The organism is Sinorhizobium chiapasense, assembly GCF_036488675.1.
Taxonomy (GTDB): domain Bacteria; phylum Pseudomonadota; class Alphaproteobacteria; order Rhizobiales; family Rhizobiaceae; genus Sinorhizobium; species Sinorhizobium chiapasense.
Map to the genome: position 1 here is coordinate 2,730,791 of NZ_CP133148.1, position 23,717 is coordinate 2,754,507.

Genomic DNA, 23,717 nt, shown 5'->3' on the forward strand with positions numbered 1-23,717 from the left:
TCACCCTGCCCTCGTACGTCGCATCTGGGGCTAGCGTCGTGCACCAAATGCAAGAAGCCTTGCCGAGCCGGCACGGCATCCCCCTCCTCCCCGCCCGCGGGGGGAACGTCGTGGCAGCGGGATGAGGAGCGGTCTGAGGCGATCGCTTACCGCGCAGCCGGACCCTTCACCCTCCCCGAAAGCACGCCGAAACCTTCGATGATGGCCTCCTGGTTCTCGAGCCGCGTTACTTCGAGTTGGACCTCCTGAAGCGTCCTGAGCAACTGCGGCACGACCTCCAGATCCCCCTCCTCCGTGGCGTGGGCCAGTTCACGCTCCAGTTCGCGCCGCTGCCAATGCAGGGCTTTGCTGCGCCTGTGGAGGGCAAGCGCCTGAAGGTAACCCTCGCGTGCATCCTCGGGCGCCGCCGCGGTCGTCGCGGTCCAGAGGCGCGCATAGCGTACCTGCTGGTCGAGCCCTCCAATCAATGTGCCGAAGCCATCCGCCTCCAGTTGCTCGATGAGGGCCTCCCGCGTCAGTCGCGGCCCGTTCGCCGCCGCGGCATTCAGCACCATGGCCCAGCAGCGCTGCAGGTCACGGTGGTCGAACTCGATCGTCGAGATCTCATCATATTCATCGAAAAGCAATTGCGGGTGGTTGACGATGGTGAGTGCCAGCACGCTTTCACGCAACAGCGGCACCGCCTGCTGGCCGCTGACGAGAGAAGAGCGCGCCAGACGATCGGAGATCGCGGTCGGGCCGGCGGCCATGTTCCGGGCGCCTGCGGCACCGCGCGGGCCCCCACTCTGGCGTCCGCCCCGCTCGAACGGCCGCCGTTCATTCCTGAACGGCGCACTGCCCTGCAGAAAGACATTGAGGCGGTCGCGCATGTCCTGGCCATAGTGGCGACGCACGCTCTCGTCGACGATGACGGACGTCACCTGCCTCAACCGCGCTTCGAGTTCGGCACGTTTTTCCGGCGTGTCGAATGCGCCGCCCTGGACCTCGCGTAGCCACACCATTTCGGCGAGCGAACGGGCATTGGCGAGCACCTTGTCGAAAGGTTCGCGTCCGTCATGGCGGACGAGATCGTCCGGGTCCTTCCCGTCCGGCAGCATGGCGAAGCGGACCGATCGTCCGGGCTTCAGATGGGGGAGCGCCAGGTCGACGGCGCGGTTGGCGGCGCGGATGCCGGCGCCGTCACCATCGAAGCAGAGCACGGGCTGCGGCGTCATCTTCCAGAGAAGATCGAGCTGGTTTTCAGTGAGCGCGGTTCCGAGCGGCGCCACGGCATTCTCGATGCCGGACTGATGGAGCGCGATCACGTCCATGTAGCCTTCGACGGCGATGATCGTGCCGGCGCCATCGGCGCCCTGCGAGGCCCGCCGGGCACGCGCGAAATTGAAGAGCACGTTGCCCTTGTGGAAGAGCTCCGTCTCATTCGAATTCAGATATTTGGCCGGCGCGTCGGGCGACATGGCGCGGCCACCGAAGGCGATCACCTTCTCGCGCGCCGAAAGGATCGGAAACATGATGCGGTCGCGGAAGCGGTCGTAAGAGACCGGCACGTCGGCGCCATAGACAACGAGGCCGCAAGCTTCGATCTGCTCCTTGCCGACGCCCTTGCCGGCGAGAAATTCCTTTAGCGCGTTGCGGCTATCGGGTGCAAAGCCCAGCCGAAACGTCTCGATCGTACGCCCGGTCAGCCCTCGCTCGCGCAGATAAGCCCGTGCCTTGGCACCGTTTGCCGTCTGGAGCTGGTCCTGGAAGAACTGCGTCGCCATTTCCATGACGTCGAGCAGGCTGGTGCGTTCCTTCTCGCGCCGCTCGGCCTGCGGGTCGGGCTGGGGCATCGCGACGCCGGCCATGTCCGCGATCTGCTGCACCGCTTCAGGAAAGCTCAGGCCTTCGAGATCCGTCAGGAAGCGGAAGTGGTCACCGGAAACGCCGCAGCCGAAACAATGATAGCGGCCCTTGCGGTCCTCGCAGTGGAAGCTCGGCGACTTTTCACCGTGAAAGGGGCAGCAGGCCCAGTAGTCGCCGCGCGAAACATTGGTCTTGCGGCGGTCCCACGTGACGCGCTTGCCGATCACGTCCGAAATCGGAACGCGATCGCGTATCTCGTCAAGGAAGGTCTGTGAAAAGCGCATGGATAGCCGATACCTCTAGCCGGCCTTCCATACAAGCAGTATGGGCAGCGGAAGTCGTAGCCACTATCCGCCGTGCCCGCAATTCACAGGTAGATATCGCGCGCGCCGGAGCTCGAAGGCGGGGCCGATCGGCGTCGGCGACGGGAAAGGCAATACGCCCGCCACAAGCGGGCGCACGGGCTTACTTCAGCAGTTCCTTGACAAGGCCGGACGCCTTGGCGAAATCCATCTGGCCGGGATAGCGCTCCTTCAGTGCGTTCATGCACTTGCCCATGTCGCGAAGGCCGTGGGCGCCCGTCTCCTGGATGATCGCCGCACAGGCCTGCTTCACTTTGTCCTCTGAAAGCTGTTCGGGGAGGAACTGGTTGATGACGGCAATTTCCTGGCGTTCCTGCTCGGCGAGTTCGGGGCGGCCGCCCCCGTCGTAAATGCGGGCGGATTCCTCGCGCTGTTTGATCATCTTGGCGAGGATCTGCATGATCTCGTCGTCGCCGACCGGATCCTTGCCCTGGCCGCGATTGGCAATATCGCGGTCCTTGATCGCCGCCTGGATCAGCCGGACGGTCGAAGTGCGCCGTGCGTCCTTGGCCTTGAGCGCTTCTTTCAATGCGTTCGCGAGTTGGTCGCGCATGTCCTTACTCCATGTCGAAACCGGCCCGCGGAGCTCATGCCCGCAACCGGTTCGATTACGTCGTTGTTGTCGTCGTCTTAAACCAGTGCGGCAGGTGCAATCAAACGGATTACGCAACCACTTGAATTATAAGGAACTTTATTTCCTCGCAATTCATGGCGGCCGGTTGACCCGGTCAAGGCCTTTCGTTATTTTCCGGCACCTGCACGAACATCGGCATGAACCTTTTCTCGCGGGGTTTCCGCGCGCCATGCCGCATGCGATTTGAAATGGCGCTGAACCGACCGGCTTTCAAGCCTCGCTTTCCGCCGCAACGGGATAGGAACGATGACCGCGACACCCGCATGGACAACCCAGAAACCCACCGCCCTTCTCGTTCTGGCCGACGGCACGGTGATCGAAGGCAAGGGCATCGGCGCGACCGGCAAGGTTCAGGCCGAGGTCTGCTTCAACACGGCGCTGACCGGATACCAGGAGATCCTGACCGACCCCTCCTATCTCGGCCAGATCGTCACCTTCACCTTCCCCCATGTCGGCAACATCGGCACCAATGACGAGGATATCGAGGACCTGACGCCCGCCGCCCGCCACGGCGCCGTCGGCGTCATTTTCAAGGCAGACATCACCGAGCCCTCCAACTACCGCGCCGCCAAGCACCTCGACGCTTGGCTGAAGGCCCGCGGCATCATCGGCCTTTGCGGCATCGATACGCGCGCGCTAACCGCCTGGATCCGCGAAAACGGCATGCCGAACGCTGTCATCGCCCATGACCCCGCCGGCGTCTTCGACATCGACGCGCTGAAGGCCGAGGCCAAGGCCTGGAGCGGTCTCGAAGGCCTCGACCTCGCCAAGGTCGCAACCTCCGGCCAGTCGTATCGCTGGGACGAAAAGCCCTGGGTGTGGAACGAGGGCTATTCGACGCTCGGTGAAACGGAAGCCGCCTATCACGTCGTCGCCCTCGACTACGGCGTCAAGCGCAACATCCTGCGGCTCTTCGCCGGTCTCAACTGCCGGGTCACGGTCGTCCCGGCACAGACCAGCGCGGAAGAAGTTCTGGCGCTGCAACCGGACGGCATCTTCCTTTCCAACGGTCCGGGCGATCCGGCCGCGACTGGCGATTACGCCGTTCCGGTAATCCAGGACCTCCTGAAGACCGATATTCCGGTGTTCGGCATCTGCCTCGGCCACCAGATGCTGGCGCTGGCGCTCGGCGCCAAGACCGAGAAGATGCACCAGGGACACCACGGCGCCAACCATCCGGTCAAGGATCACACCACCGGCAAGGTCGAGATCGTCTCCATGAACCACGGCTTCGCGGTCGATTCGAAGTCGCTGCCGGAAGGCGTTGAAGAGACTCACATTTCCCTCTTCGACGGCTCGAACTGCGGTCTACGCGTAACCGGCAAGCCGGTTTTCTCGGTCCAGCACCACCCGGAGGCGTCGCCGGGTCCGCAGGACAGCCACTATCTCTTCCGCCGCTTCCTCAACCTGGTGCGCGAGAAGAAGGGCGAACCGGCGCTCGCCGAACGCTGAGAAACACTCCCGCTTTTATAGAGGGCCCGCTCGCAGCGGGCCTTCTCTTTTTGCCGTCGTGTCAAAGACTACCCAAGCTGCGCCGCAATGAAATCGACGGTGGCGCGCACGGACGGCAACTGCCCCCGCCGGTGCGGCATCAGGATCGTCGTTGTCACATGCCCCGCGGTCCACTGGGGCAGGACGCGAACGAGCACCCCGCCGGCGATCTCGTTGCGACAAAGCTTGCCGGGCAAGGCGGTTATGCCGAGCCCTGCCACCGCGGCCTCGCGCAGGACGTGCGATTCATCCGCCACAAAGCGCGGCTTGGACGACACGCTGACAACCGTTCCGTCCGGATGCTCCAGCGTCCAGCTGCCCGATGTCAGCGATGTCAGCAGGCCCTCGTGATGTTGCAAGTCTTCGGGATGCACCGGCGCGTTGCGCTGGTCGAGATAGGCCGGCGACGCCACCAGCCAGCTGGCCTCCGAAGCGACGCGGCGCTGCACGAGGCCGGAATCGGCAAGCGGCGCAAAGTGGTCGCGCACGGCGATGTCGAAACCTTCCTGGATGAGATCGACGAACCGGTCGGTCGCATGCACCATAAGACGGATCTTCGGGTAGGCGATCGCCAGCCGCGGCAACAATGGCGCGAGCGAAAGCTGCGCTGTCGGAACGGATGCCGTGATTCTGACAGTACCGCTTGGCTCTGCAAGCCTTCCCTTGACCACGCTCTCGGCGGCTTCCGCCTCGATGAGCATTGCCGCTGCATGACGGTAGAAATCCTCCCCCGTCTCGGTCGCTGCGAAACGGCGCGAAGTGCGGTTGATGAGCCGAACGCCCAATGCCTTTTCGAGTTCCGCCACACGCTTGCTGAGCGTCGACTTCGGCACATTGAGGGCGCGCGCCGCCGCGGCGAAGCCGCCGTGGTCAACGACGTGAACGAAGAACATGAAGTCATTGAGGTTTGCCATCAGCCAGAGAAAAAGTCCGTATTTGTGGATGATAAGTCCACGTTAAGCCATCTGGCGCACGTTCGTCCATAAATGCATCTCTTCCTCATCGTTAATCGAACGCAAGAGGAAGACATCATGACTATCTACGAAGGTAAGAAGGCCGTCGTGATCGGCGGCACCCATGGCATGGGGTTGGCTACGGTCGCGCGGTTGGTTGAAGGCGGCGCTGATGTGCTGCTGACGGGAAACAACGACGACAACCTCGCAAAAGTGAGGGAGAGGTTCGGCACGCGCGTTCATGCCTTGCGCTCCGACATCGCCGATCTCAAAGACATTGCAGCTCTCGGCGCTGCGGCCGGACAGAAGATGGGCGCGATCGATCTTCTCCACATCAACGCTGGCATTTCGGAACTTGAGCCGTTCGATCAGGTGACCGAGGCATCCTACGACCGCCAGTTCGCAGTGAACACCAAGGGTGCCTTCTTCACTGTCCAGCGGCTGGCCCCGCTGATCCGCAAGGGCGGCTCGATCGTCTTCACCTCATCCGTCGCGGACGAAGGCGGATATCCGGGCATGAGCGTCTACAGCGCCACCAAGGCGGCGCTCGTCTCGTTCGCCTCCGTGCTTGCGACCGAGCTCCTGCCGCGCGGCATCCGCGTCAACACTGTTTCCCCTGGCTTCATCGACACGCCGACCAAGGGCGCCGCCGGCCTCGCCGATGCCGAACGGGCCGAGTTCAAGGCGTTGGGCGACGCGGTCACGCCGATGAAGCGCAACGGTACGGCCGACGAGGTGGCGCGCGCCGTGCTGTTCCTCGCTTTTGCGGCGACCTTCACGACCGGCGCAAAGCTCGCAGTCGACGGCGGCCTCGGGCAGAAGCTCGCGACCGCCTTCTGACGCGAAACAGGAAAGGAAGAAGCATGAGCAGGATTTCGGTTCTCGGCCTCGGTGCCATGGGTGCCGCACTCGCCGCAACCCTCATTCGGAAGGGCCATTCCGTAACCGTCTGGAACCGCACGGCGGCGCGCGCGGAGCCGCTTGCCAGCGCGGGGGCAACGATCGCAGCGACGCCCGCCGAAGCTGTGGCGGCAAGCGACCTCACGATCCTCTGCGTCGTCGACTATGCCGCCGCAGGCGCGGTGGTGGCTGAGGCGCAGGACGCGCTCCGCGGCCGCGATCTCGTCAATCTGACGAACGGCACGCCACGCGAAGCGAAGAAACTCGCCGCCTGGGCCGAGGAGAAGGGGGCGGCCTATCTCGACGGGGGCATCATGGCCATTCCGCCGATGATCGGCGAGGCCGGCGCCTTGATCCTCTACAGCGGCACGGACGCGCTCTTCGAGCGACACAAGCCGTCGCTCGATGCCCTTGCCGAAAGCCGCTATCTCGGCGACGACACGGGGCTGGCGGCGCTCTATGACCTCGCGCTGCTCTCCGGCATGTACGGCCTCTTTTCGGGTTTTCTGCATGCCGGCGCGCTCGTGGCAAGCAGCGGCCGCAGGGTCGGCGATTTCCTGCCGCTTCTCCTGCCGTGGATCGAGGCGATGAGCGGCACCCTGCCCGACCTTGCCGACAAGATCGACAACGGGCTGCACGATCGCTCCGTGGTTTCGAGCCTCGCCATGCAGGCGATCGCGCTCGAAAACATCGCCAAGGCGAGCACGGAGCAAGGTGTCGCGCCGGACTTCATCGAACCGATGCTTCGGCTCGCCGCTCGCCGGATTGCCGAAGGTCATGGCAGCGGCGATATCTCGGGCGTGATCGAGGTAATCCGGAGAAAAAAGTGAGTCCGATTTCAGCGCGTTAGCACCGTCGCCTGAATCGGATTGGCAAGTCGTTGAATCGCTTTGTGAGCGGCAACAAAAAGCCCGCCAGCATAGGCGGGCTCTTCTCTTGCGGCAGAGGCCGCTCTTATTTGCAGGCGGCGCAGAAGCGCTGGATGCGGCGGCAGGCCTCTTCGAGCAGTTCCTCGGAGGTCGCATAGGAGATGCGGAAGTTCGGGCCGAGACCGAAGGCCGATCCGTGGACAACCGCAACGCCTTCCGTTTCCAGAAGCTCGGAGACGAAGTCCTCATCCGTCTCGATGACCTTGCCGGACGGCGCGGTCTTGCCGATGAGGCCGGCGCAGGACGGATAGACGTAGAAGGCGCCTTCCGGCGTCGGGCAGGAAATGCCCTTGGCCTGGTTCAGCATCGAGACGACGAGATCGCGGCGGCCCTGGAAGATCTCCTTGTTGCGCGGGATGAAATCCTGCGGTCCGTTGAGTGCCTCGACCGCAGCCCACTGCGCGATGGAGGTAGCGCCCGAGGTCTGCTGGCCCTGGATCATGTCCATCGCCTTGATGAGCTCAAGCGGGCCGGCCGCATAGCCGATGCGCCAGCCGGTCATGGCATAGGCCTTGGAGACCCCGTTCATCGTCAGCGTGCGATTGTAAAGGCCGGGCTCAACCTCAACCGGCGTGGCAAACTTGAAGTCGCCATAGGTCAGGTGCTCGTACATGTCGTCGGTCAGCACCCAGACATGCGGATGCTTCAGCAGTACGTCCGTCAGCGCCTTCAGTTCGTCATGCGAATAGGCAGCGCCCGAGGGGTTGGACGGCGAATTGAAGACGAACCACTTGGTCTTCGGCGTGATCGCCTTTTCGAGATCCTCGGCCTTCAGCTTGAAATTGTTTTCCTGCTTGGTCGCGACGAAGACCGGCGTGCCGCCGCAAAGCGCCACCATCTCCGGATAGGAGACCCAGTAAGGTGCCGGGATCACCACTTCATCGCCGGCATTCAGCGTCGCCATGAAAGCGTTGAAAAGAATCTGCTTTCCGCCGGTGCCGACGATCGTCTGCGCCGCCGTGTAGTCGAGATTGTTCTCACGCTTGAACTTCTTCGCGATCGCTTCGCGCAGTTCCGGAATGCCGGAAACGGGCGTGTACTTCGTCTCACCACGGTTGATCGCATCGATCGCGGCCTTCTTGATGTTGTCCGGCGTGTCGAAGTCCGGCTCCCCTGCACCGAGTCCGATGACATCACGGCCTTTCGCTTTCAGCTCACGGGCTTTCTGCGAAACGGCGATGGTGGCGGAAGGCTTTACACGGGAAAGGGCATCGGCAAGGAAGGCCATGGTGTGAGGTCCTGATCGTTTCGAAACGGCGTGAAGCGCTACGGAACGGAAAGTCAGGCTCCATAGCGGTTAGGTCTATGTCGAAAGAAGCCCGGTCTTGCAAGCGCTTGAGCGGCAAAAACGGCGGCAAGGCCGTGCAAAATGCGTCACCATGACAAAGTTTCATGAATGCCATCTACAGCGCCGCGTGCCTTACAAGACGCGCAAAGGACGCAGTAGCACTCGGAATCGCTGCATGTTTTTGTCGTTAAATCGGCTCCGATTTGAGGAAACACGCAGGTAGGCGATCGATCGGCCACGCCCTTGCGCTCAGGCATGCACAGGTCCTGGCGAAGCCATTTCCAGCTCGCGCCCAGCGGGCGGCGCTGCGGGAGAATGACAACAGAAACGGGCAGTCGCTGCTCCAGGTTTTCTTCTGAAAAATCAGCGTGTTTCGCCGGTTTCCGCAATGCCTTAATTTGGTCACAACAACTGTCGCGGAGCGCCGCAATTTAGTCCCGCAAGAGCCGATTTCCGGGCCTTCTCTGCCATGACGTGAATGCATTGGCATCTTGGGGGTATGCAATGTTTCTCGATGACGAAGTCGCCGCCGCGCGCACTCGGCGCAACGAGGCGCGCTGGGGCTTCTATCTGGCGCTCGCCGCACTTGCAGCCTGCATCGTGATGATCCTCGGCCTGATGCTGCTTGCCATCGCGCTGCTCGCCGGCACGACCTTCGCCCTTTGGCGGCAGCAGATCGCCGCGTTCGTTGTCGCAAGGGTTCACCGGCATGGCTGACGACGATGACCTGTCCGACCGGCCTGCCGGATTCCTTGCCAGGCTATCGGCGATCGAAACGATCGTCGTGGCGATCATCGCCCTCATTGCCCTTGCCGGCCTGCTGCTGATCGGCAAGGGCTTCTACATGAAGGCCAGGGCCGAGGTCTCGCAGGCGCTGTTGCGAAAGAGTTTCGAGGAGCCGCTTCGCGGTGCTGCCAACGGCAGGCGGGCCGGCGAAGCCCGTTGGCACGCAAACGGCATCAACACGTCGGCCAGCGGGCGCCACCTTGCACTCGCCACCTGCTGGCCCTTCGACGCCGTCGAACAGGGGCCGATGCGCTACATCGTCAATGCCGAACTCGTCGGCGAGCAACGCGCGCTTCCGCTCACCACAGGCTCGATCTCCCGATAAAGCCGTTTTGATCCGATGTGACTTGAAAGGCAGGCGTCTGCGCCCCAGCTTACCTCAACCAAAGGCGCAATCCGGAGAATGCCATGTGGCGCTCGCTCTCGAGGGCAGGTTTGACGAACATCCCGACCCTGTTGACGCGGTCCGCGGCCTCTCTCCTGTCCGGTTTTCTATGCCTCCTCGCCCCGCATGCAGCGACCGCACAAGACGCGCAGGAATTTTCAACCCAGGCAGGGACGGTCCTTGTCGAAACGCTCGCGACCGGACTCCGCCATCCCTGGGCCGTGGAGGTGATGCCGGACGGCGGTCTCATCGTCACCGAGCGCCCGGGACGGTTGCGCATTCTGCGCGACGGCGAGCTGTCCGCCCCGATCGAAGGCGTGCCCGATGTGGCCGCTCGCGGACAGGGCGGGTTGCTCGATGTCGCCCTGGATCCGCAATTCGCCACCAACCGGGCGCTTTACCTGACCCATTCCGCCAGTGACGGCGACGGCTATGGCACGGTGCTCGTTCGAGCCACTCTTTCCGACGACCAACGGCGCTTGACCGACGTGAGGGAGCTGTTCCGGATGAGCAAGTTCACCGGCGGGGGCCAGCACTTCGGTTCGCGCATCGCCATAGACAAGGACGGCAGCCTGTTCTTCGGTATTGGCGATCGTGGTCAACGTGACCGCGCCCAGGACCCGCGCGACCATGCCGGCGCCATTCTGCACATCAATCCCGACGGCAGCATTCCGGCGTCCAACCCATATCGCGGCGGCACCGAGGGTCGCGCCGAGATCTGGTCGAAAGGACACCGCAACCCGCAAGGCATCACCTTCGACCAGGGCGACGGCAAGCTCCTGACGGTCGAACACGGCGCGCGCGGCGGCGATGAAGTGAACAACCCGCAGCCGGGTAAGAACTACGGCTGGCCGGTGATCACCTACGGCAAGGACTATTCCGGCGCTGAGATCGGCGAAGGCACGGCCAAGGACGGCTTTGAACAGCCGCTCTATTATTGGGATCCGTCGATCGCCCCGGGGGCGCTCGCCGTTTACCGCGGCAGCATGTTCCCGGAATGGGATGGAGACTTGCTGGTCGCCGCGCTGAAATACCAGCTGCTCGCTCGCCTGGAGCGAGACGAAAACGGCGCAATCACCTCCGAGGAACGGCTGTTCGACGGCGAGTTCGGCCGGATTCGGGACGTGGTCGTGGCACCGGACGGCGCGCTGCTGATAGTGACCGACGAAGACAATGGCGCCATTCTCCGGGTCTCCAAGGCTCCGACGCAGTAACGGCGCTCACAGCAAACAGTTTTCCGTGCGGATTTCGCGTAGTTTCAGCCTGTGCGCAGCGATGCCCGTACCTCCTTGCGAAACATGAATTTGAGCCCCGACCAGACCGGGTCGATGGCGCAGACTTTTACATCGACGAGATCGAGCGGCAGAAAAGTCTCGCGCAAGGCATTCTCGGTCAGGGTCGTCGCAACACCCGAGGCCCGTTTCGGCCACGAGACCCAGAGCATTCCATCCGCCTTCAGCCACGCCGCAAGCATCTCGGCCCGGCTTTCGAGCACGATCCGGTCGGTTTCGAAGACATGGATGTAGTCATAGCGGCGCGAGGTGATCCGGCCGATCGACGTGTCGATGAGGGCGAAACCGGGAAAGGCAGCAATTTCAGGAAGGTCGGCTGGGACGGCGAGAAGCAAGGCGGCCTGCCCGTCGCACAGGCCGAGCTTTTTTGTCAGTGGCGTTCCAGAGTAACCGGTGTCGCTCATGGGGTCACGTCGCCGTTGTGGAGATGGTCAGAGCGCATCGCTTGCCTCTCGGCAGCGGGCATCGTTCGTCGAGCATCTTCGTCACGTCACCGGTTTACCCCATCGAGGAGGCGGAGGATGAGGCTTGCCCGGCAAAAACGCAACTGATAGAGCGGCTATGCAATCACCGGAGCATGGCTTTGGATTGCCTCGTCCAAAACCGTCATGATCCGGGAGCACAGCCGTGACTCGCCTCCAGGCCAATCTTTTCCTGCTGTTTTCGGGCGCGATCTGGGGCGCCGGTTTTGTCGCTCAATCGACGGCGATGGAGGCAATCGGCCCGCTCTGGTTCATTGGCCTGCGTTTCGCGATCGCGACGATCGTCGCGCTGCCACTGGCGGCTGTTGAAGGAAGGCTCGCCAAGACGCCGCTTCCACAAAAGTCGATCCGCAACTTCATCATCATCGGCCTGGCACTCTTCGGCGGCGCGGTCACGCAGCAGTTCGGACTTCTGACGACGAGCGTCACAAATTCCGGCTTTCTGACAGGGCTCTACGTCGTCTTCGTACCGATATTGACCGTCGTCTTCCTGCGCCGCAAGCCGCATTGGGTCATCTGGCCGGGCGCTTTGCTTGCGACCTTCGGCATCTTCCTGTTGAGCGGTGGCGCACTTTCGAGCCTGACCGGCGGAGATCTATTGACGATCATCTGTGCGCTGTTCTGGGCGATCCAGATGCTGCTCGTCGGCATCTTCGCCTCCGATAGCGGTCGTCCGATGCTGCTGTCGATGGTGCAATTCGCCGTCTGCGCCGTTCTTGGTTGCCTGCTCGCAGCCTTCACCGAACCCCTAAGCCTCAGGGTGATCACCGACGCCCTGCCCCAGATTCTTTACGCCGGCATCTTTTCGAGCGGCGTCGCCTTCATCTGCCAGGTCGTCGGCCAGCGCTACACCACGGCACCACAGGCGGCGATCTTCCTGTCGAGCGAAGCCCTGTTCGCCGCCCTTTTCGGCGTGCTGCTGCTTGGCGAAATCATCACGCCCATCGGTTACCTCGGCTGTGCCGTCATTTTCGTGGCGATGCTGGCGGTCGAACTCATTCCGGAACTGGCGAAAAGACGCGAGGCGGAAGCTGCGGCTTGATTCGATACACTACAGCGCCGCGCGTCCTGTCAGACGCGTAAAGGTCGCTGTGGCACTTTGAACTGCTGCGTGTCTTTCTCCTTAAATCGAGGTCGATTAAGGGAGGCATGCAGTAGGCAAGAATTTCTGCACCGTGGGCAAGCTGAACTTACGGTATTACTTATTACTGTCCAAAAGCGCCTATTTTGCTTCAAAATGAGACGGCCAGGCGACGGCGCGACCAAAGCCGCGGTATTCCTTGTAGTTTTTCTGCAAAGTTCGGCGCTAGGACTATGTCGCATGCGGAACATGAGACATATCAGGCGCTTGCGATTTTTCTAACGAAACTGCCAAAAGCCGCAGCATGATCGTGAGCGACAAAATATGGCGCAAACAGTCAAGTCTTCCCGCAGCTGTGTTCAAAAAGCTGTGATTTCAACAGCTTGCAACACATTCTGAATATCCCGCGCCGGAACCGCAACTGATCGGTTTTTGAGCAATGAGAAGCGGCAATACCTCGTCAGAAAAGTTTTGCTTGCCAATTCAAAATAAACCCATCACTCTTACTGTGTTCGGGCAATCTGCGAACACGGGAAGATCTTGAATTATAAGCGGGTCGGAGACGCAAGCCACTCCGGGCGCCAGACCGGGGGGAGGCTTATTTTCCCTTCCTATGGCTGGTCGCGATAACAGGACCCTTTCCTCAAATTTCGAGAACTGCCTGCCCCCACGCCCATTTTGGGCAAAACTGCAATGCTGCCCGCGCCGTCAAGCGGGTGGAGAGAAAAGGACCTGACGCATGGCCGAAACTGGCACTGTAAAATTCTTCAACACTGACAAGGGCTTTGGTTTCATCAAGCCTGACAACGGTGGTGCGGACATCTTCGTACATATTTCTGCCGTGCAGGCTTCGGGCCTGAGCGGCCTTACGGAAAACCAGAAGGTAAGCTTCGACACTGAACCGGATCGCCGCGGCAAAGGCCCGAAGGCGGTCAACCTGCAGATCGCCGGCTGATACGGCCTCTGCTGACAGATTATAAGTTGCAGCCCGGCAAATTTGCCGGGTTTTTTCATTCAGGCTCCGTTCAGTTTGGGCACCATAGAGTCCGTTCATGATGAAAACCGGAACTGATTCCGGCCCCATGCATAGGATTGAAGCCCATGAACAAGTTCATCAAAGCCGCCGTTCTCTCGGTTGCCGCAGCGACCATGGTTCTCCCGACCTTCGGCACCGCCCAAGCAGGAGGCGACGATCACGATGATGCGTGGGCGGCAGGCGCAGTAGGCCTCGTCACTGGAACGCTCATCGGCGGCGCGATCGCCTCGCAGCCGCGCTACTACAGCGAGCCGGTCTATCGCGAGCCCGTCTATGTCGATCCGGAGCCCGAATATTATGAGCCTCGCCCGGTTTACCAGGCCCGCCCGGTCTATCGCCGGGTTGCCGTCGAGAGCTACGGCCTCGAACCCTGGACGCCGGCCTGGTACCGCTATTGCTCGCAGCGTTACCGTTCGTTCGATCCGGACAGCGGCACTTTCGTCGGCTATGACGGCCGCAGTCATTTCTGCACAGCCGGTTGATCGACAGCGCCGTGCGTCTTATCAGACGCACAAAGGACGCTGTAGCACTTTGAATTGCTGCATGTTTTTGTCCTTAAATCGGGTACGGTTTAAGGAAACATGCAGTAAGCGCTATCAAAAGGCACATGCCCCGCGCGAGGCATGTGCCTTTTTTATTTCTCTCCGTGCCACACAGCGACCTTTGCTTCCCTCAGTCGGGTGAAGGACTCATGTCGCGATGTCAGAGACCCCTGAGATAGGGATTGCTGCGGCGTTCCTCACCGATCTGTCCGCCCGGACCATGCCCGCAGATGAATCCGACATGATCGCCAAGCGGCAGGATCTTGTCGCGAATCGAGGCCAGCAGCTGCTGGTGATTGCCGCCGGGCAAGTCGGTGCGCCCGATCGAACCGTGGAAGAGCACGTCACCGACATGGGCGAAATTCTGCTCCCTGTTGAAATAGACCACATGGCCCGGCGCATGCCCCGGGCAATGCAGCACCTCGAAAACATGATCGCCGAAGGTGACGGTATCGCCGTCTTCGAGCCACCGGTCGGGAAGGACGTTCTGCACCTTCATCGTCAAGCCGAAGCGTTCCGCCTGGCTCTCCAATCGCTCGAGCAAGGGCTGGTCGTCCTTGTGCGGACCGATGATCTCGAGCCCCAGCGCCTCCTTCAATTCCTTGGCGCCGCCGGCGTGATCGATATGGCCATGCGTAAGCCATATCGCTTTCAGCGTGATGCCGTTCTCACGAATAGTCTGCAGGATGATGTCGACGTCACCGCCGGGGTCGACCACCACCCCCTCCTTGGTTTCACTGTCGAACAGGACCGTACAGTTTTGCTCGAAATGCGTAACCGGGATAATGCCCGCCTGTAACATGCGACCGCGCCTCGCTTCTGGATCGTATGGGGGACAAGGCAGGCGTAACCGCCAGGCATCCCAAGCCGATCTCAATCCGTTCCGCGGCCACCTATAGCGACATACGGGCGTGATGACAGCCCAATTCAGCGCAGCGCGGCGATTTCTGGCGCAGGTGTAGGCGGAGAGAAGTGCACCGTCGTCAACAGCAGGGCCGATACCGCTAGCTTCGACGCCACGACGACAATCACCAGTGGACGAAGCCTCTGGGCCGTGGTCCGGCCCTCATCGATGAGTTCCATTTTATCACCTTCGGATCGCTGTAGATCCGCCCTTTTTGGGACGGGAAGATATCGAAATTTCACGTGGCCTTTCCGCGGTCGGGCCGGCCGGCCGTATCGGTTCGATCGCCGGAGCGGGAGCAATATGTCCCATCCTCATATTTCGTGATGTCACGGGGGGAACATCCCGGCTCTGCGAGGCGTTTCGCACCCATCACGCAACAGGAGCAAGACGATGAAAACCCCTTCCCCCCACCTGTTTCGAGCGGTCGCGGCAGCGGGTTTGATGCTCGCCGCTGGCATCTCGACGACCTATGCAGCAATGAGCGCAATCGCCGTTACGGATCTGAACATCCGCGCAGGCCCGGGGCCGCAATATCCGACAATCGGCCTTGTAGCGCGCGGCGGCGCTGCGATTCTTGATGGATGCATTCAAGGCAGCAATTGGTGTCAGGTCAGCGTCAATGGTGTGCGCGGCTGGGCCTATGCCCGCTATCTTACAACCGATCTCGGCGGATCCGCCGTTGTGGTCGAGCAGCGCCGCACCGAGCTCGCAATTCCTTCCGTAACGTATCAGGTACAGCCAGGCGATCCGGTGATTACAACGACCTCCGAGCCGCTGGAACTGATCGGTCCGGTCGAACAGGTTGACGCCATCGCGCCACCTGCGGCGGTGCGCACCTATATCACCGCCAACCCTGCCGATACGGTTTACCTCGAAGGCGAGCCCGTTATCGGCGCGGCATTGCCGAGTACAGTGGCCGTCCGGCAGATCCCAGACTACGACTATGATTATGTCAGCATCAACGGACAGCCCGTGCTGGTAGAACCGGCGACGCGGCGCATCGTTTACGTCTATCGCTGACACTATCGACAGCCAGCGCGCGACTGTCTCCTTAAATCGACCTCGATTTAAGGACAAAGACATGCAGCAATTCAAAATGCTACAGCGCCCTTTGCGCGTCTGATAAGACGCGCGGCGCTGTAGGTCCAGCGCGCTGAGCGATTCGTCGGATCACGCGCCAATATGCGCCTTCCATCGAGAAGAAAGCTTGATCTGCGTTCGAAATTACTCGGACTTCTTCTTCTAACAGCACCATTTACTATTTGCCAATTCCTTCCACCAAACCCGGAACCCGAGCTAAATATCAAAATAGATCAAAGCATTACAGTAATTCCCGAGTCCATTCCAAGCACTGGCACTCACCGCCGCCTCCCCACAACCTCAACGTCGAAATTGACAGTTTTCGCTTTCGGTCTCAACCTGTCCGTGCCGGATCATCGGCGCATCGCGGCTCATGGACGGGGGCCGCAGACGGAGGGTTCAATGGAAGCATTAATGCCTATCATTACCCAGTTAATCGCGGGGGCGGCTGGTGGCAATGCAGCCAGCGCCATGCTGAAGCAGCAGGCATTCGGGGTTGTTGCGCGCACGATCGTGGGAGCCATTGGCGGCCTCGGCGGCGGGTTCCTGATCCAGATGCTTGGCGGCGAAGCGGCAGCCACCGGCCTTGTCATGCAGGCAATTGGCGGAGTTGTCGGCGGCGGCGTGCTGAGCGGCATCGTCGGACAGTTCCTCGGCAAAACAGCGTGACGTCTCCCGAGCGATATCCGTAGCAAGACAAAAGGCGACCGCAGGTCGCCTTTTCTGTTTCTGAATGCTTTAAAGGACGCCGTCTCCGGCTCTTCGGAGGCGCAATCGTTGTCCCAGGTCTCCTGCATGTTTTCCTAAATCGCACCCGATTCATGGATAAGACATGCAATTCAAAGTGCTACAGCGTCCTTTGCGCGTCTGATGAGACGCGCGGCGCCGTAGACTATTCTGCCGCCGCGGCGACCGGATTAACTTCCTTCGTATAGTCGTTCATCAGCGTTTCGGTGATCGTGGCTGGCGCGAAGCGATAGGGGCCGATCTCCGATACCGGAGTGACCTCGGCGGCCGAACCGGTCAGGAAGCATTCCGAAAAACCGGAAAGCTCTTCCGGCATGATTACCCGTTCGACCACCTCGTAGCCCCGGCGCTTGGCAAGCTCGATGACGGTCCGGCGCGTGATGCCGTCCAGGAAGCAGTCCGGCACAGGCGTATGGAGAACGCCGTCCTTTACGAAAAAGATGTTGGCGCCGGTCGCTTCGGCCACCTGACCGCGCCAGTCGAGCATCAGAGCGTCCGCATAGCCCTTGGCTTCGGCCGCATGCTTCGAGATGGTGCAGATCATGTACAGGCCGGCGGCCTTGGATTTCGACGGCGCGGTCCGCGGATCGGGACGACGATACTCGGCGATATCAAGGCGAATGCCCTTCAGCTTCTCGGCCGGATTGAAATAGCTGCCCCATTGCCAGATGGCGATGGCGACGTTGATGCGGCTGTTCTGGGCGGAGACGCCCATCTGCTCGCTGCCGCGCCAGGCGATCGGGCGCACATAGGCTTCGGAAAAACCCTGGCGCTTCAGCAACTCCTTGCTGGCACTGTCGAGTTCATCGACCGAATAGGGGATCTTGAAGCCCAGAATGTCGGCAGACTGGTGAAGCCGCTGATTGTGTTCCGTAAGCTTGAAGATGCGCCCGCCATAAGCGCGCTCCCCTTCGAAGACCGCGCTCGCATAGTGCAGCCCATGCGTCAGCACATGTATCTTGGCATCCTTCCAGGGCACGAACTCGCCATTGAACCAGATTTCACCGTCCAACTGATCAAAGGGAATGGCTGCCATGGTGTTATCCTCCGGCGCATGTGCGCCATAACTATTGTTGATTATCTTGCTGTTTCCAGTTTATCGGCAAATAGACTGGGGGAGAATTCAATTTCACGATTTTGGATTTGCCAACGAAAACGCGCGGCCTATCCTCCAGCGGCGACGCCGGGCCTGATGCCTGCCCGACGAGCCGATCGCTATCAATGACGTAAAAATATGTCAACAAAACTGACATATTTTGCGATATATTTCGTAAGGCACAATTTGGTTGAAAGGAAAGAACTGCGTGCCCGGCCAACCCAAGGACAACACCGAGTACCTGACCGAAGTTGCCGGTGAGGAGGACACAATAGACTTCGAGATCATCGAACTGCTGTTCTTTGCCTATCGCGATTTCACCGGTGATCCGGACGCCATACTCGAAAAGAGCGGCTTTGGCCGCGCACACCACCGCGTCGTGCATTTCGTCAACCGCGAGCCCGGAATGACCGTTGCCGACCTTCTCGAGACATTGAAGATCACCAAGCAGAGCCTCGCACGCGTTTTGAAGCAGCTCATCGATTCCGGCTATATTCGTCAGGTAACCGGCCCCGAGGACAGGCGGCAGCGAATGCTTTACACCACGCAGGAAGGCAAGGCGCTGGCCCGTGCGCTTGCGGAGCCACAGTCCCGCCGCATAGCCGAGGCATTGGCAAAGACCGGTCCCGGCGCGCGTGAAACAGTGAAGCGTTTTCTCGCCAACATGAAAAATGCCGCCGCGGACTGATGTTCACGGGGTCTGCGTCTTGAGCTTGATTCGAGCGAGGAAGACAGACCCCTGGAATCGGGGAATTGGGCGGCCGCCACGCGTCTGCTTGAATGCTTGATCCAGCCAGCCGGGCTTTGCGGAAAATGAGGGTAGTCGAGCCATGACAGTTAAAGCGAAAGTCTCCGACGATGCGGCGCATCTTCTGATCGTCGATGACGACCGGCGGATTCGCGACCTGCTCAATCGCTACCTGGTCGAGCAGGGTTTCCGTGTGACGACGGCGGCCGACGCCGACGAGGCGCGGCGCAAGCTGATCGGCATCGATTTCGACCTCCTGATCGTCGACGTGATGATGCCCGGCGAAAGCGGCATTCAACTGACGCAGAGCCTGAGGCAGATCAAGACGGTGCCGATAATCATGCTGACGGCGCTGGCGGAATCGAATTCGCGCATCGAGGGCCTTGAGGCCGGTGCGGACGACTATCTGCCGAAGCCCTTCGAGCCGCGCGAACTCGTGCTCAGAATCAGCAACATCCTGCGCCGCAACCAGCCGGCACAGGCGCCCAAGGTGGATCAGGTCATTTTTGGTCCCTACACCTTCTCCGTGGTGCGTAAGGAGCTCCGCCGCGGCGCCGATCATATCCGGCTGACCGACCGCGAGCAGGAAATCATGACCCTGTTTTCCCAACGCGCCGGGGAGACCATTCCGCGGCATGAACTGATCGGAGACGACGCCGAGGTCGGTGAACGGACGATCGACGTGCAAATCAACCGGCTGAGGCGCAAGATTGAGGATGACCCGTCCAACCCCATCTGGCTTCAGACGGTCCGCGGCATCGGATACCGGCTGAGTGTGGACTGAAATGCGGGAGAGTCATGGCAAGCTTTGACAGCATCAGGCGCGAAAGAACGGGCCCGGCCGACGGCGCCTGGAAACGCCTGACGCGGTGGTTGCGCCGCCGCCTGCCGATCGGCCTCTACGCACGTTCGCTGCTGATCGTCATCATTCCAATGGTACTGCTGCAGTCGGTCGTCGCCTTCGTCTTCATGGAGCGCCACTGGCAGCTCGTCACGCAACGCCTCTCGGCCGCCGTGACCAGCGACATAGCCGCGATCGTCGATCTGATCACGACCTTTCCGCGCGATGGCGATATCGACCAGGTCGTGCGCATTGCCCGTGAACAGCTTAATCTCAACATTGCCGTCGAGCCTGGCGGCGATTTGCCACCGCCACGCCCCAAGCCGTTCTTCGAAATCCTCGACCAGATTCTGAGCGAGGAGATTTCGAACCAGATCCGCCGCCCCTTCTGGATCGACACTGTCGGCAACTCGAAGATCGTCGAGATCCGCATCAAGCTCGACGACGGCCGTATTCTGAGGGTCTATGCCCGGCGCAACCAGGCCTATGCATCCAACACCCATATCTTCCTGGTCTGGATGGTCGGCGCCTCGCTTGTGCTGCTGACGATCGCGATCCTCTTCCTGCGCGGGCAGATCAGGCCGATCCTCGCGCTGGCGAGCGCCGCGGAAAGTTTCGGCAAGGGCCAGAAGATCGACGACTTCGCGCCGCGCGGGGCCGAGGAAATCCGCCGCGCCGGTCTAGCCTTCATCCTCATGCGCGAGCGCATCGAGCGCCAGATCGAGCAGCGGACCGCAATGCTCACCGGCGTCAGCCATGACCTGCGCACGATCCTCACGCGCTTCAAGCTGCAGCTCGCACTCGCCGGCAACAACCCGGACCTCGAAAGCCTCAACCAGGATGTCGAGGACATGCAGAACATGCTGGAGGGCTACCTTGCCTTCGCACGGGGCGAGGCAGAAGAGGACGTCGGCGAGCTGAAGCTCAGCGACCTCATGACCCGCCTTGCAGCCGAGGCGGAGCTATATGGCAGGACGCTGACGACCTCCATCGACGGAGAAGACGATATCCGGGTGAGGCCCGCCGCCTTCACCCGCCTCGTCGCCAATCTCGCATCGAATGCCTATCGCTATGCCAATTCGGTACGGATCGAGGCGCGCCACAGTGCCAAGTGGCTGACGATTACGGTCGACGACGACGGCCCCGGCATTCCGGAGTGGTCCAGGGAGGACGTGTTCAAGCCGTTCTTCCGCCTCGACGAGGCCCGCAATCTCGACAGTTCCGGTACGGGGCTCGGCCTGGCGATCGCCCGCGATATCGCGCGAAGCCACGGAGGAAACGTCACGCTCGGCGACAGTCCGCTCGGCGGTTTGCGCGCGACGGTACGCGTGCCGACCTGATGTCGATGGCATTTGTGCGACCAACGCGCGGCGCGGCGCGTGCGGAGCTTCCGCATTCCTTGGCGCGTAGAGCGGGCCGTGGACAGCAAAGTCGGCAAGCGCGCTGCTCGGGAGTCGTCACCGTTCGGGATTGGCGAACGGGCCGCCTTTAGCTATCAATGCTATAACCGTCCAACAATCGGGAACCGCCACCGATGGCTATCGAAGCGATTCTCTCCGGATATGAAATCGTGGCCCTGATTGCCAACAGCGAAGACGTCGACGTCGACGCGGTCGTGCGCGCAATGCCGGAAAGAACGCTGTATGTCTTCTTTACCGGCTGCGCAAAGGTGCTGACGCGTCCCTTTGACAGGGATGCGGTGCTTTGCCACCGGCTCGTCGCCGACGGCACGCGCTTCCTGAAGTCGCAGAAGTATTTCGACAGGGCGTATTCGCTCTTCTCGCAGCCGCTCAAGGCCGAGATTGGCGTTCTCGCCGATCGCGGCGTGCCCGAAGGCGCGCCGCGGGTGACGACTGCACGCAGGAGCACCCTTGTGCCCTACTCCCTGGACTTCGACCACGCTTTTGGGTCGCTCTATCCGGTCGGCCGCATGCCGACAACTGGCTTTGCCGTCGCCCTGTGGCTGGTCGAGAAGGTCCCGCACGCAAATGTCGCTCTCTGCGGATTTACAGGCACGGCGGGTCTGCAGTTCAACATGTATAGCGAGCACGACTGGACCTTCGAGCAGATCATGTTGCAACTTCTCGCCAAGAAGGGGCGCATCCGACGCTTCGAAGAGAGACTTTGCGAACCGGCAGGCGCGTTGGCGCGCATCTGCAGCCGCTTCCCCGAATTCGACGAGGCAACGATCGCACTCGTGGCCGCCAACGTGCTGGCAAGCCGCTTGACCGGCACGGAGCGTCAGGTCGCCAGGCTTTGGGCAAGGACGAAGCTCGAGCGCAAGATCCGCGGATTCTTCAAACGCTTCAAACGTTGATACCCGCGCTGCGGGTTGCCAAATTGCCGTTGGAGCTGGCCGGTGTCATGCGGCATTACCGTTGCGCAACAAAGAGGACCCGATCGCGGGTGGCGAACCACTCCTCGGCATAATCATCGTTCTTGTATTCCGCAAAGTACGGGCCTCCGTCGGTGAAGTGCACGAGGTTGGCCGCCGGATTGTAGTCATACTCGTTGACCAGCCAATTCCAGGTCGGCGGCAGTGCACCGATCAACTCCTCCGATTCCAGCCATTTGAACTGGTGCAGTTGCAGGCCGGTTGCCGTGTTGACGTAGTCCGGCGTAAGCGCCGTGCATTTGGCGTTGTTGAAGAGGATGACGCTCGACCAGTTTTTCTTTTCATATTTCGTTTGCGTCTGACCGAGGAACTTTGTCTCGATTTTGGGCGTGTACTCGTGCTTCACGCACATCACGGCATAGCGCTCGTCGCGTAATTGCCACAGCCGAGCGATGTCGGTTCGCATCAGCATGTCGCAATCGGCGAAGAGACTCCATCCCTGATAGCGACTGAGATAAGGAACGAGGAAGCGGGAAAACGAGAACTCGGTCGACTGCAACGGATTGCGCTCGCGGGTGAAAATCCCTCCCAGAGTGCTCAATGCGATTGGTAGAAACTCAACCGGAATCGAGCTCTTCTCCAGAATGCTCTGGCAAAAAACGTGATAGGCGACGACCTCCTTGCTGTCGAAGCCGATGAAGACGCGCGTCGTGTTCACCATTTCTCCTCCCACCGAAATCATCGCCGGCCGCGTGCCAGCCATGTGGCACAGCAACCAACCCGGGAAGATTCGCGACAGGACAAGCCATAGTCAAGGGCTCCATATGCAAAATGCCTGCTGCATGTGTCCTTAAATTGATTTCGATTTAAGGACACATGCAGCAATTCAAAATGCGGCCCTTGCACGTCCGATGACACGCGGCCTCTGCGATCCAACGAAAGCTGGCCGGCTCCGATTCAAGAATAAGGCCATGCAGTAGTCGCCCACGTCGATGATTTTGAGCTGATTCAATCCAAAATCATCGCGATCTAATAAAGAATTACGCTACCTCGAATAGGTGGACGTAAAGCCGCGTCGCTTGTTGAAGCGGTGCCAGGCGTCGATCCGCCGTGGATGGCGAGCGCGCATTGCGTCGAGCGGGGCAAGCAGCCTGCCTTCGCTGCCAAGGGACGCATCGAGGATTTCGATGATCCGGCGGTTCGGCCAGGGCTTGCGGGTGATCGTCAGCAGCGCCGCGAAGGCCTCCTCTTCCCTGCCCTTTCCCAACTGATGGGCAATCAGCCCGTAGGCGAAGGCCGTCGAGCGGCTGACACCGGCATGGCAATGAACCAGGATACGGCTCGATCGATCGTCGGAGACCCGCCTCATGGCCCCGAAGACATCGTGGACGAGATCAGGGAAATGCCGCGTCGCGCCGACATTTTCCTGATCTCGCATGCGCACGATGCGGTGCGCGACATCGGCGATGACCGGCACGTCCGCATCCGGCAGTTCCGGATCGAGAAGCGAAAGCACATGGCTCGCCCGCCATTCTCGCGCGACCTCCGCCGCACGCAACAGGCAGGAAACCTTGACGCGTTCGGGGATCAGGTCGCGGTCAATCGTCATGATGCTCACATCAACTTCTTGCCGTTCGGAACAGGCTTGTCGGTCGCCGCCAGCACAATCGCCCCTGCCTCATCTTCAAAGCCGAGGGTCAGCACCTCGGAACGCACGGGGCCGATCTGGCGCGGAGGGAAATTAACGACGCCCAGCACCTGCCGTCCGACGAGATCCTCCGGCTTGTAGTGGACCGTAATCTGCGCCGATGACCGTTTTATGCCGATGTCAGGGCCAAAATCGATTTTCAGCTTGAGGGCAGGCTTGCGGGCCTCCGGGAAAGGCTCGGCCTCGATGATCGTGCCGACGCGAATGTCGACGCGCTCGAAATCGGCGAAGGAAATGGTTTCGGCCATC

Annotated in this window: 26 protein-coding genes; 15 read left to right on the plus strand and 11 right to left on the minus strand. The window is 61.1% G+C overall.

The features are described 5' to 3' along the window. Nucleotides 1-146 precede the first annotated feature (146 nt). A complete protein-coding gene (gene dnaG / locus RB548_RS13205) occupies nt 147-2,129 on the minus strand; it encodes a DNA primase (RefSeq protein ID WP_331371749.1) in 1,983 nt (660 codons plus the stop codon). Between the two features lie 181 nt (nt 2,130-2,310). Beyond that, entirely contained in the window at nt 2,311-2,760 is a 450-nt protein-coding gene (locus RB548_RS13210) for a GatB/YqeY domain-containing protein (protein WP_331371750.1), read from the minus strand. A 327-nt stretch (nt 2,761-3,087) separates the two neighbouring features. Between RB548_RS13210 and carA the strand changes: the two genes are divergently transcribed. After that, entirely contained in the window at nt 3,088-4,293 is a 1,206-nt protein-coding gene (gene carA / locus RB548_RS13215; protein ID WP_331371751.1) for a glutamine-hydrolyzing carbamoyl-phosphate synthase small subunit, read from the plus strand. Between the two features lie 68 nt (nt 4,294-4,361). Here the strand turns inward: carA and RB548_RS13220 are convergent, their stop codons facing one another. Continuing rightward, nucleotides 4,362-5,246, minus strand: coding sequence for a LysR substrate-binding domain-containing protein (locus RB548_RS13220; protein WP_331371752.1), 885 nt, complete (start codon nt 5,244-5,246; stop codon nt 4,362-4,364). A 117-nt stretch (nt 5,247-5,363) separates the two neighbouring features. On the opposite strand from RB548_RS13220, the gene RB548_RS13225 reads away from it, so the two are divergent. Further along, on the plus strand, nt 5,364-6,125 hold the full coding sequence (locus RB548_RS13225; protein WP_331371753.1) for an SDR family oxidoreductase: 762 nt from the start codon (nt 5,364-5,366) through the stop codon (nt 6,123-6,125). A 23-nt stretch (nt 6,126-6,148) separates the two neighbouring features. Beyond that, nucleotides 6,149-7,015: an NAD(P)-dependent oxidoreductase gene (locus RB548_RS13230; RefSeq protein ID WP_331371754.1), complete on the plus strand. Its 867-nt coding sequence runs from the start codon at nt 6,149-6,151 to the stop codon at nt 7,013-7,015. Nucleotides 7,016-7,139: 124 nt separating this feature from the next. Here RB548_RS13230 and RB548_RS13235 read toward each other — a convergent pair whose 3' ends face one another. Then, nucleotides 7,140-8,342 carry a pyridoxal phosphate-dependent aminotransferase gene (locus RB548_RS13235; RefSeq protein ID WP_331371755.1) on the minus strand — a complete coding sequence of 401 codons (1,203 nt, stop codon included), beginning with the start codon at nt 8,340-8,342 and terminating at the stop codon, nt 7,140-7,142. A 564-nt stretch (nt 8,343-8,906) separates the two neighbouring features. Here RB548_RS13235 and RB548_RS13240 point away from each other — a divergent pair. The 3 genes from RB548_RS13240 to RB548_RS13250 all read left to right on the plus strand — a co-directional run bounded on the left by RB548_RS13240 (nt 8,907) and on the right by RB548_RS13250 (nt 10,787). Further along, the gene (locus RB548_RS13240) at nt 8,907-9,119 is read left to right on the plus strand and encodes a hypothetical protein (RefSeq protein ID WP_331371756.1); all 213 of its coding nucleotides are present in this window, start codon (nt 8,907-8,909) and stop codon (nt 9,117-9,119) included. After that, on the plus strand, nt 9,112-9,513 hold the full coding sequence (locus tag RB548_RS13245; RefSeq protein ID WP_331371757.1) for a sortase family protein: 402 nt from the start codon (nt 9,112-9,114) through the stop codon (nt 9,511-9,513). The genes RB548_RS13240 and RB548_RS13245 overlap by 8 nt, the downstream gene beginning before the upstream one ends. Before the next feature lie 83 nt (nt 9,514-9,596). After that, nucleotides 9,597-10,787, plus strand: coding sequence for a PQQ-dependent sugar dehydrogenase (locus RB548_RS13250; protein WP_331371758.1), 1,191 nt, complete (start codon nt 9,597-9,599; stop codon nt 10,785-10,787). A 44-nt stretch (nt 10,788-10,831) separates the two neighbouring features. Here RB548_RS13250 and RB548_RS13255 read toward each other — a convergent pair whose 3' ends face one another. Continuing rightward, the gene (locus RB548_RS13255; RefSeq protein WP_331371759.1) at nt 10,832-11,269 is read right to left on the minus strand and encodes a hypothetical protein; all 438 of its coding nucleotides are present in this window, start codon (nt 11,267-11,269) and stop codon (nt 10,832-10,834) included. A gap of 223 nt (nt 11,270-11,492) precedes the next feature. On the opposite strand from RB548_RS13255, the gene RB548_RS13260 reads away from it, so the two are divergent. From RB548_RS13260 to RB548_RS13270, 3 genes are all read left to right on the plus strand, one after another. Then, the gene (locus RB548_RS13260) at nt 11,493-12,389 is read left to right on the plus strand and encodes a DMT family transporter (protein WP_331371760.1); all 897 of its coding nucleotides are present in this window, start codon (nt 11,493-11,495) and stop codon (nt 12,387-12,389) included. Between the two features lie 778 nt (nt 12,390-13,167). Continuing rightward, nucleotides 13,168-13,383 carry a cold-shock protein gene (locus RB548_RS13265; RefSeq protein WP_128442587.1) on the plus strand — a complete coding sequence of 72 codons (216 nt, stop codon included), beginning with the start codon at nt 13,168-13,170 and terminating at the stop codon, nt 13,381-13,383. A 146-nt stretch (nt 13,384-13,529) separates the two neighbouring features. Further along, complete coding sequence (locus tag RB548_RS13270) at nt 13,530-13,946, plus strand: BA14K family protein (protein ID WP_331371761.1); 417 nt, start codon at nt 13,530-13,532, stop codon at nt 13,944-13,946. A gap of 220 nt (nt 13,947-14,166) precedes the next feature. Here RB548_RS13270 and RB548_RS13275 read toward each other — a convergent pair whose 3' ends face one another. Both RB548_RS13275 and RB548_RS13280 read right to left on the minus strand, forming a co-directional pair. Beyond that, the gene (locus RB548_RS13275) at nt 14,167-14,808 is read right to left on the minus strand and encodes an MBL fold metallo-hydrolase (protein WP_331371762.1); all 642 of its coding nucleotides are present in this window, start codon (nt 14,806-14,808) and stop codon (nt 14,167-14,169) included. 125 nt (nt 14,809-14,933) lie between these two features. After that, on the minus strand, nt 14,934-15,089 hold the full coding sequence (locus RB548_RS13280) for a hypothetical protein (protein WP_331371763.1): 156 nt from the start codon (nt 15,087-15,089) through the stop codon (nt 14,934-14,936). A gap of 214 nt (nt 15,090-15,303) precedes the next feature. On the opposite strand from RB548_RS13280, the gene RB548_RS13285 reads away from it, so the two are divergent. Continuing rightward, nucleotides 15,304-15,933, plus strand: a complete 630-nt coding sequence (locus tag RB548_RS13285) for a DUF1236 domain-containing protein (protein ID WP_331371764.1) — start codon at nt 15,304-15,306, stop codon at nt 15,931-15,933. A 462-nt stretch (nt 15,934-16,395) separates the two neighbouring features. Further along, nucleotides 16,396-16,662, plus strand: a complete 267-nt coding sequence (locus tag RB548_RS13290) for a hypothetical protein (RefSeq protein WP_331374965.1) — start codon at nt 16,396-16,398, stop codon at nt 16,660-16,662. 223 nt (nt 16,663-16,885) lie between these two features. Here the strand turns inward: RB548_RS13290 and RB548_RS13295 are convergent, their stop codons facing one another. After that, nucleotides 16,886-17,776 (minus strand): branched-chain amino acid aminotransferase, encoded by an 891-nt coding sequence (locus RB548_RS13295; protein WP_331371765.1) that lies wholly within the window; start codon nt 17,774-17,776, stop codon nt 16,886-16,888. Nucleotides 17,777-18,044: 268 nt separating this feature from the next. Here RB548_RS13295 and RB548_RS13300 point away from each other — a divergent pair, with 268 nt between their 5' ends. The 4 genes from RB548_RS13300 to RB548_RS13315 all read left to right on the plus strand — a co-directional run bounded on the left by RB548_RS13300 (nt 18,045) and on the right by RB548_RS13315 (nt 21,742). Then, nucleotides 18,045-18,524 carry a MarR family winged helix-turn-helix transcriptional regulator gene (locus RB548_RS13300; protein WP_331371766.1) on the plus strand — a complete coding sequence of 160 codons (480 nt, stop codon included), beginning with the start codon at nt 18,045-18,047 and terminating at the stop codon, nt 18,522-18,524. Between the two features lie 142 nt (nt 18,525-18,666). Further along, nucleotides 18,667-19,368, plus strand: coding sequence for a response regulator transcription factor (locus tag RB548_RS13305; protein ID WP_331371767.1), 702 nt, complete (start codon nt 18,667-18,669; stop codon nt 19,366-19,368). 14 nt (nt 19,369-19,382) lie between these two features. Next, nucleotides 19,383-20,765: an ATP-binding protein gene (locus RB548_RS13310; RefSeq protein WP_331371768.1), complete on the plus strand. Its 1,383-nt coding sequence runs from the start codon at nt 19,383-19,385 to the stop codon at nt 20,763-20,765. Between the two features lie 194 nt (nt 20,766-20,959). Then, entirely contained in the window at nt 20,960-21,742 is a 783-nt protein-coding gene (locus tag RB548_RS13315; protein WP_331371769.1) for a hypothetical protein, read from the plus strand. 55 nt (nt 21,743-21,797) lie between these two features. On the opposite strand, the gene RB548_RS13320 is transcribed toward RB548_RS13315, so the two are convergent. From RB548_RS13320 to RB548_RS13330, 3 genes are all read right to left on the minus strand, one after another. Then, complete coding sequence (locus RB548_RS13320; RefSeq protein ID WP_331371770.1) at nt 21,798-22,481, minus strand: glycosyltransferase family protein; 684 nt, start codon at nt 22,479-22,481, stop codon at nt 21,798-21,800. Between the two features lie 324 nt (nt 22,482-22,805). Next, on the minus strand, nt 22,806-23,369 hold the full coding sequence (locus RB548_RS13325) for a protein tyrosine phosphatase (RefSeq protein WP_331371771.1): 564 nt from the start codon (nt 23,367-23,369) through the stop codon (nt 22,806-22,808). Nucleotides 23,370-23,374: 5 nt separating this feature from the next. Further along, a complete protein-coding gene (locus RB548_RS13330; RefSeq protein ID WP_331371772.1) occupies nt 23,375-23,716 on the minus strand; it encodes a tRNA-binding protein in 342 nt (113 codons plus the stop codon). Nucleotide 23,717: the final 1 nt, after the last annotated feature.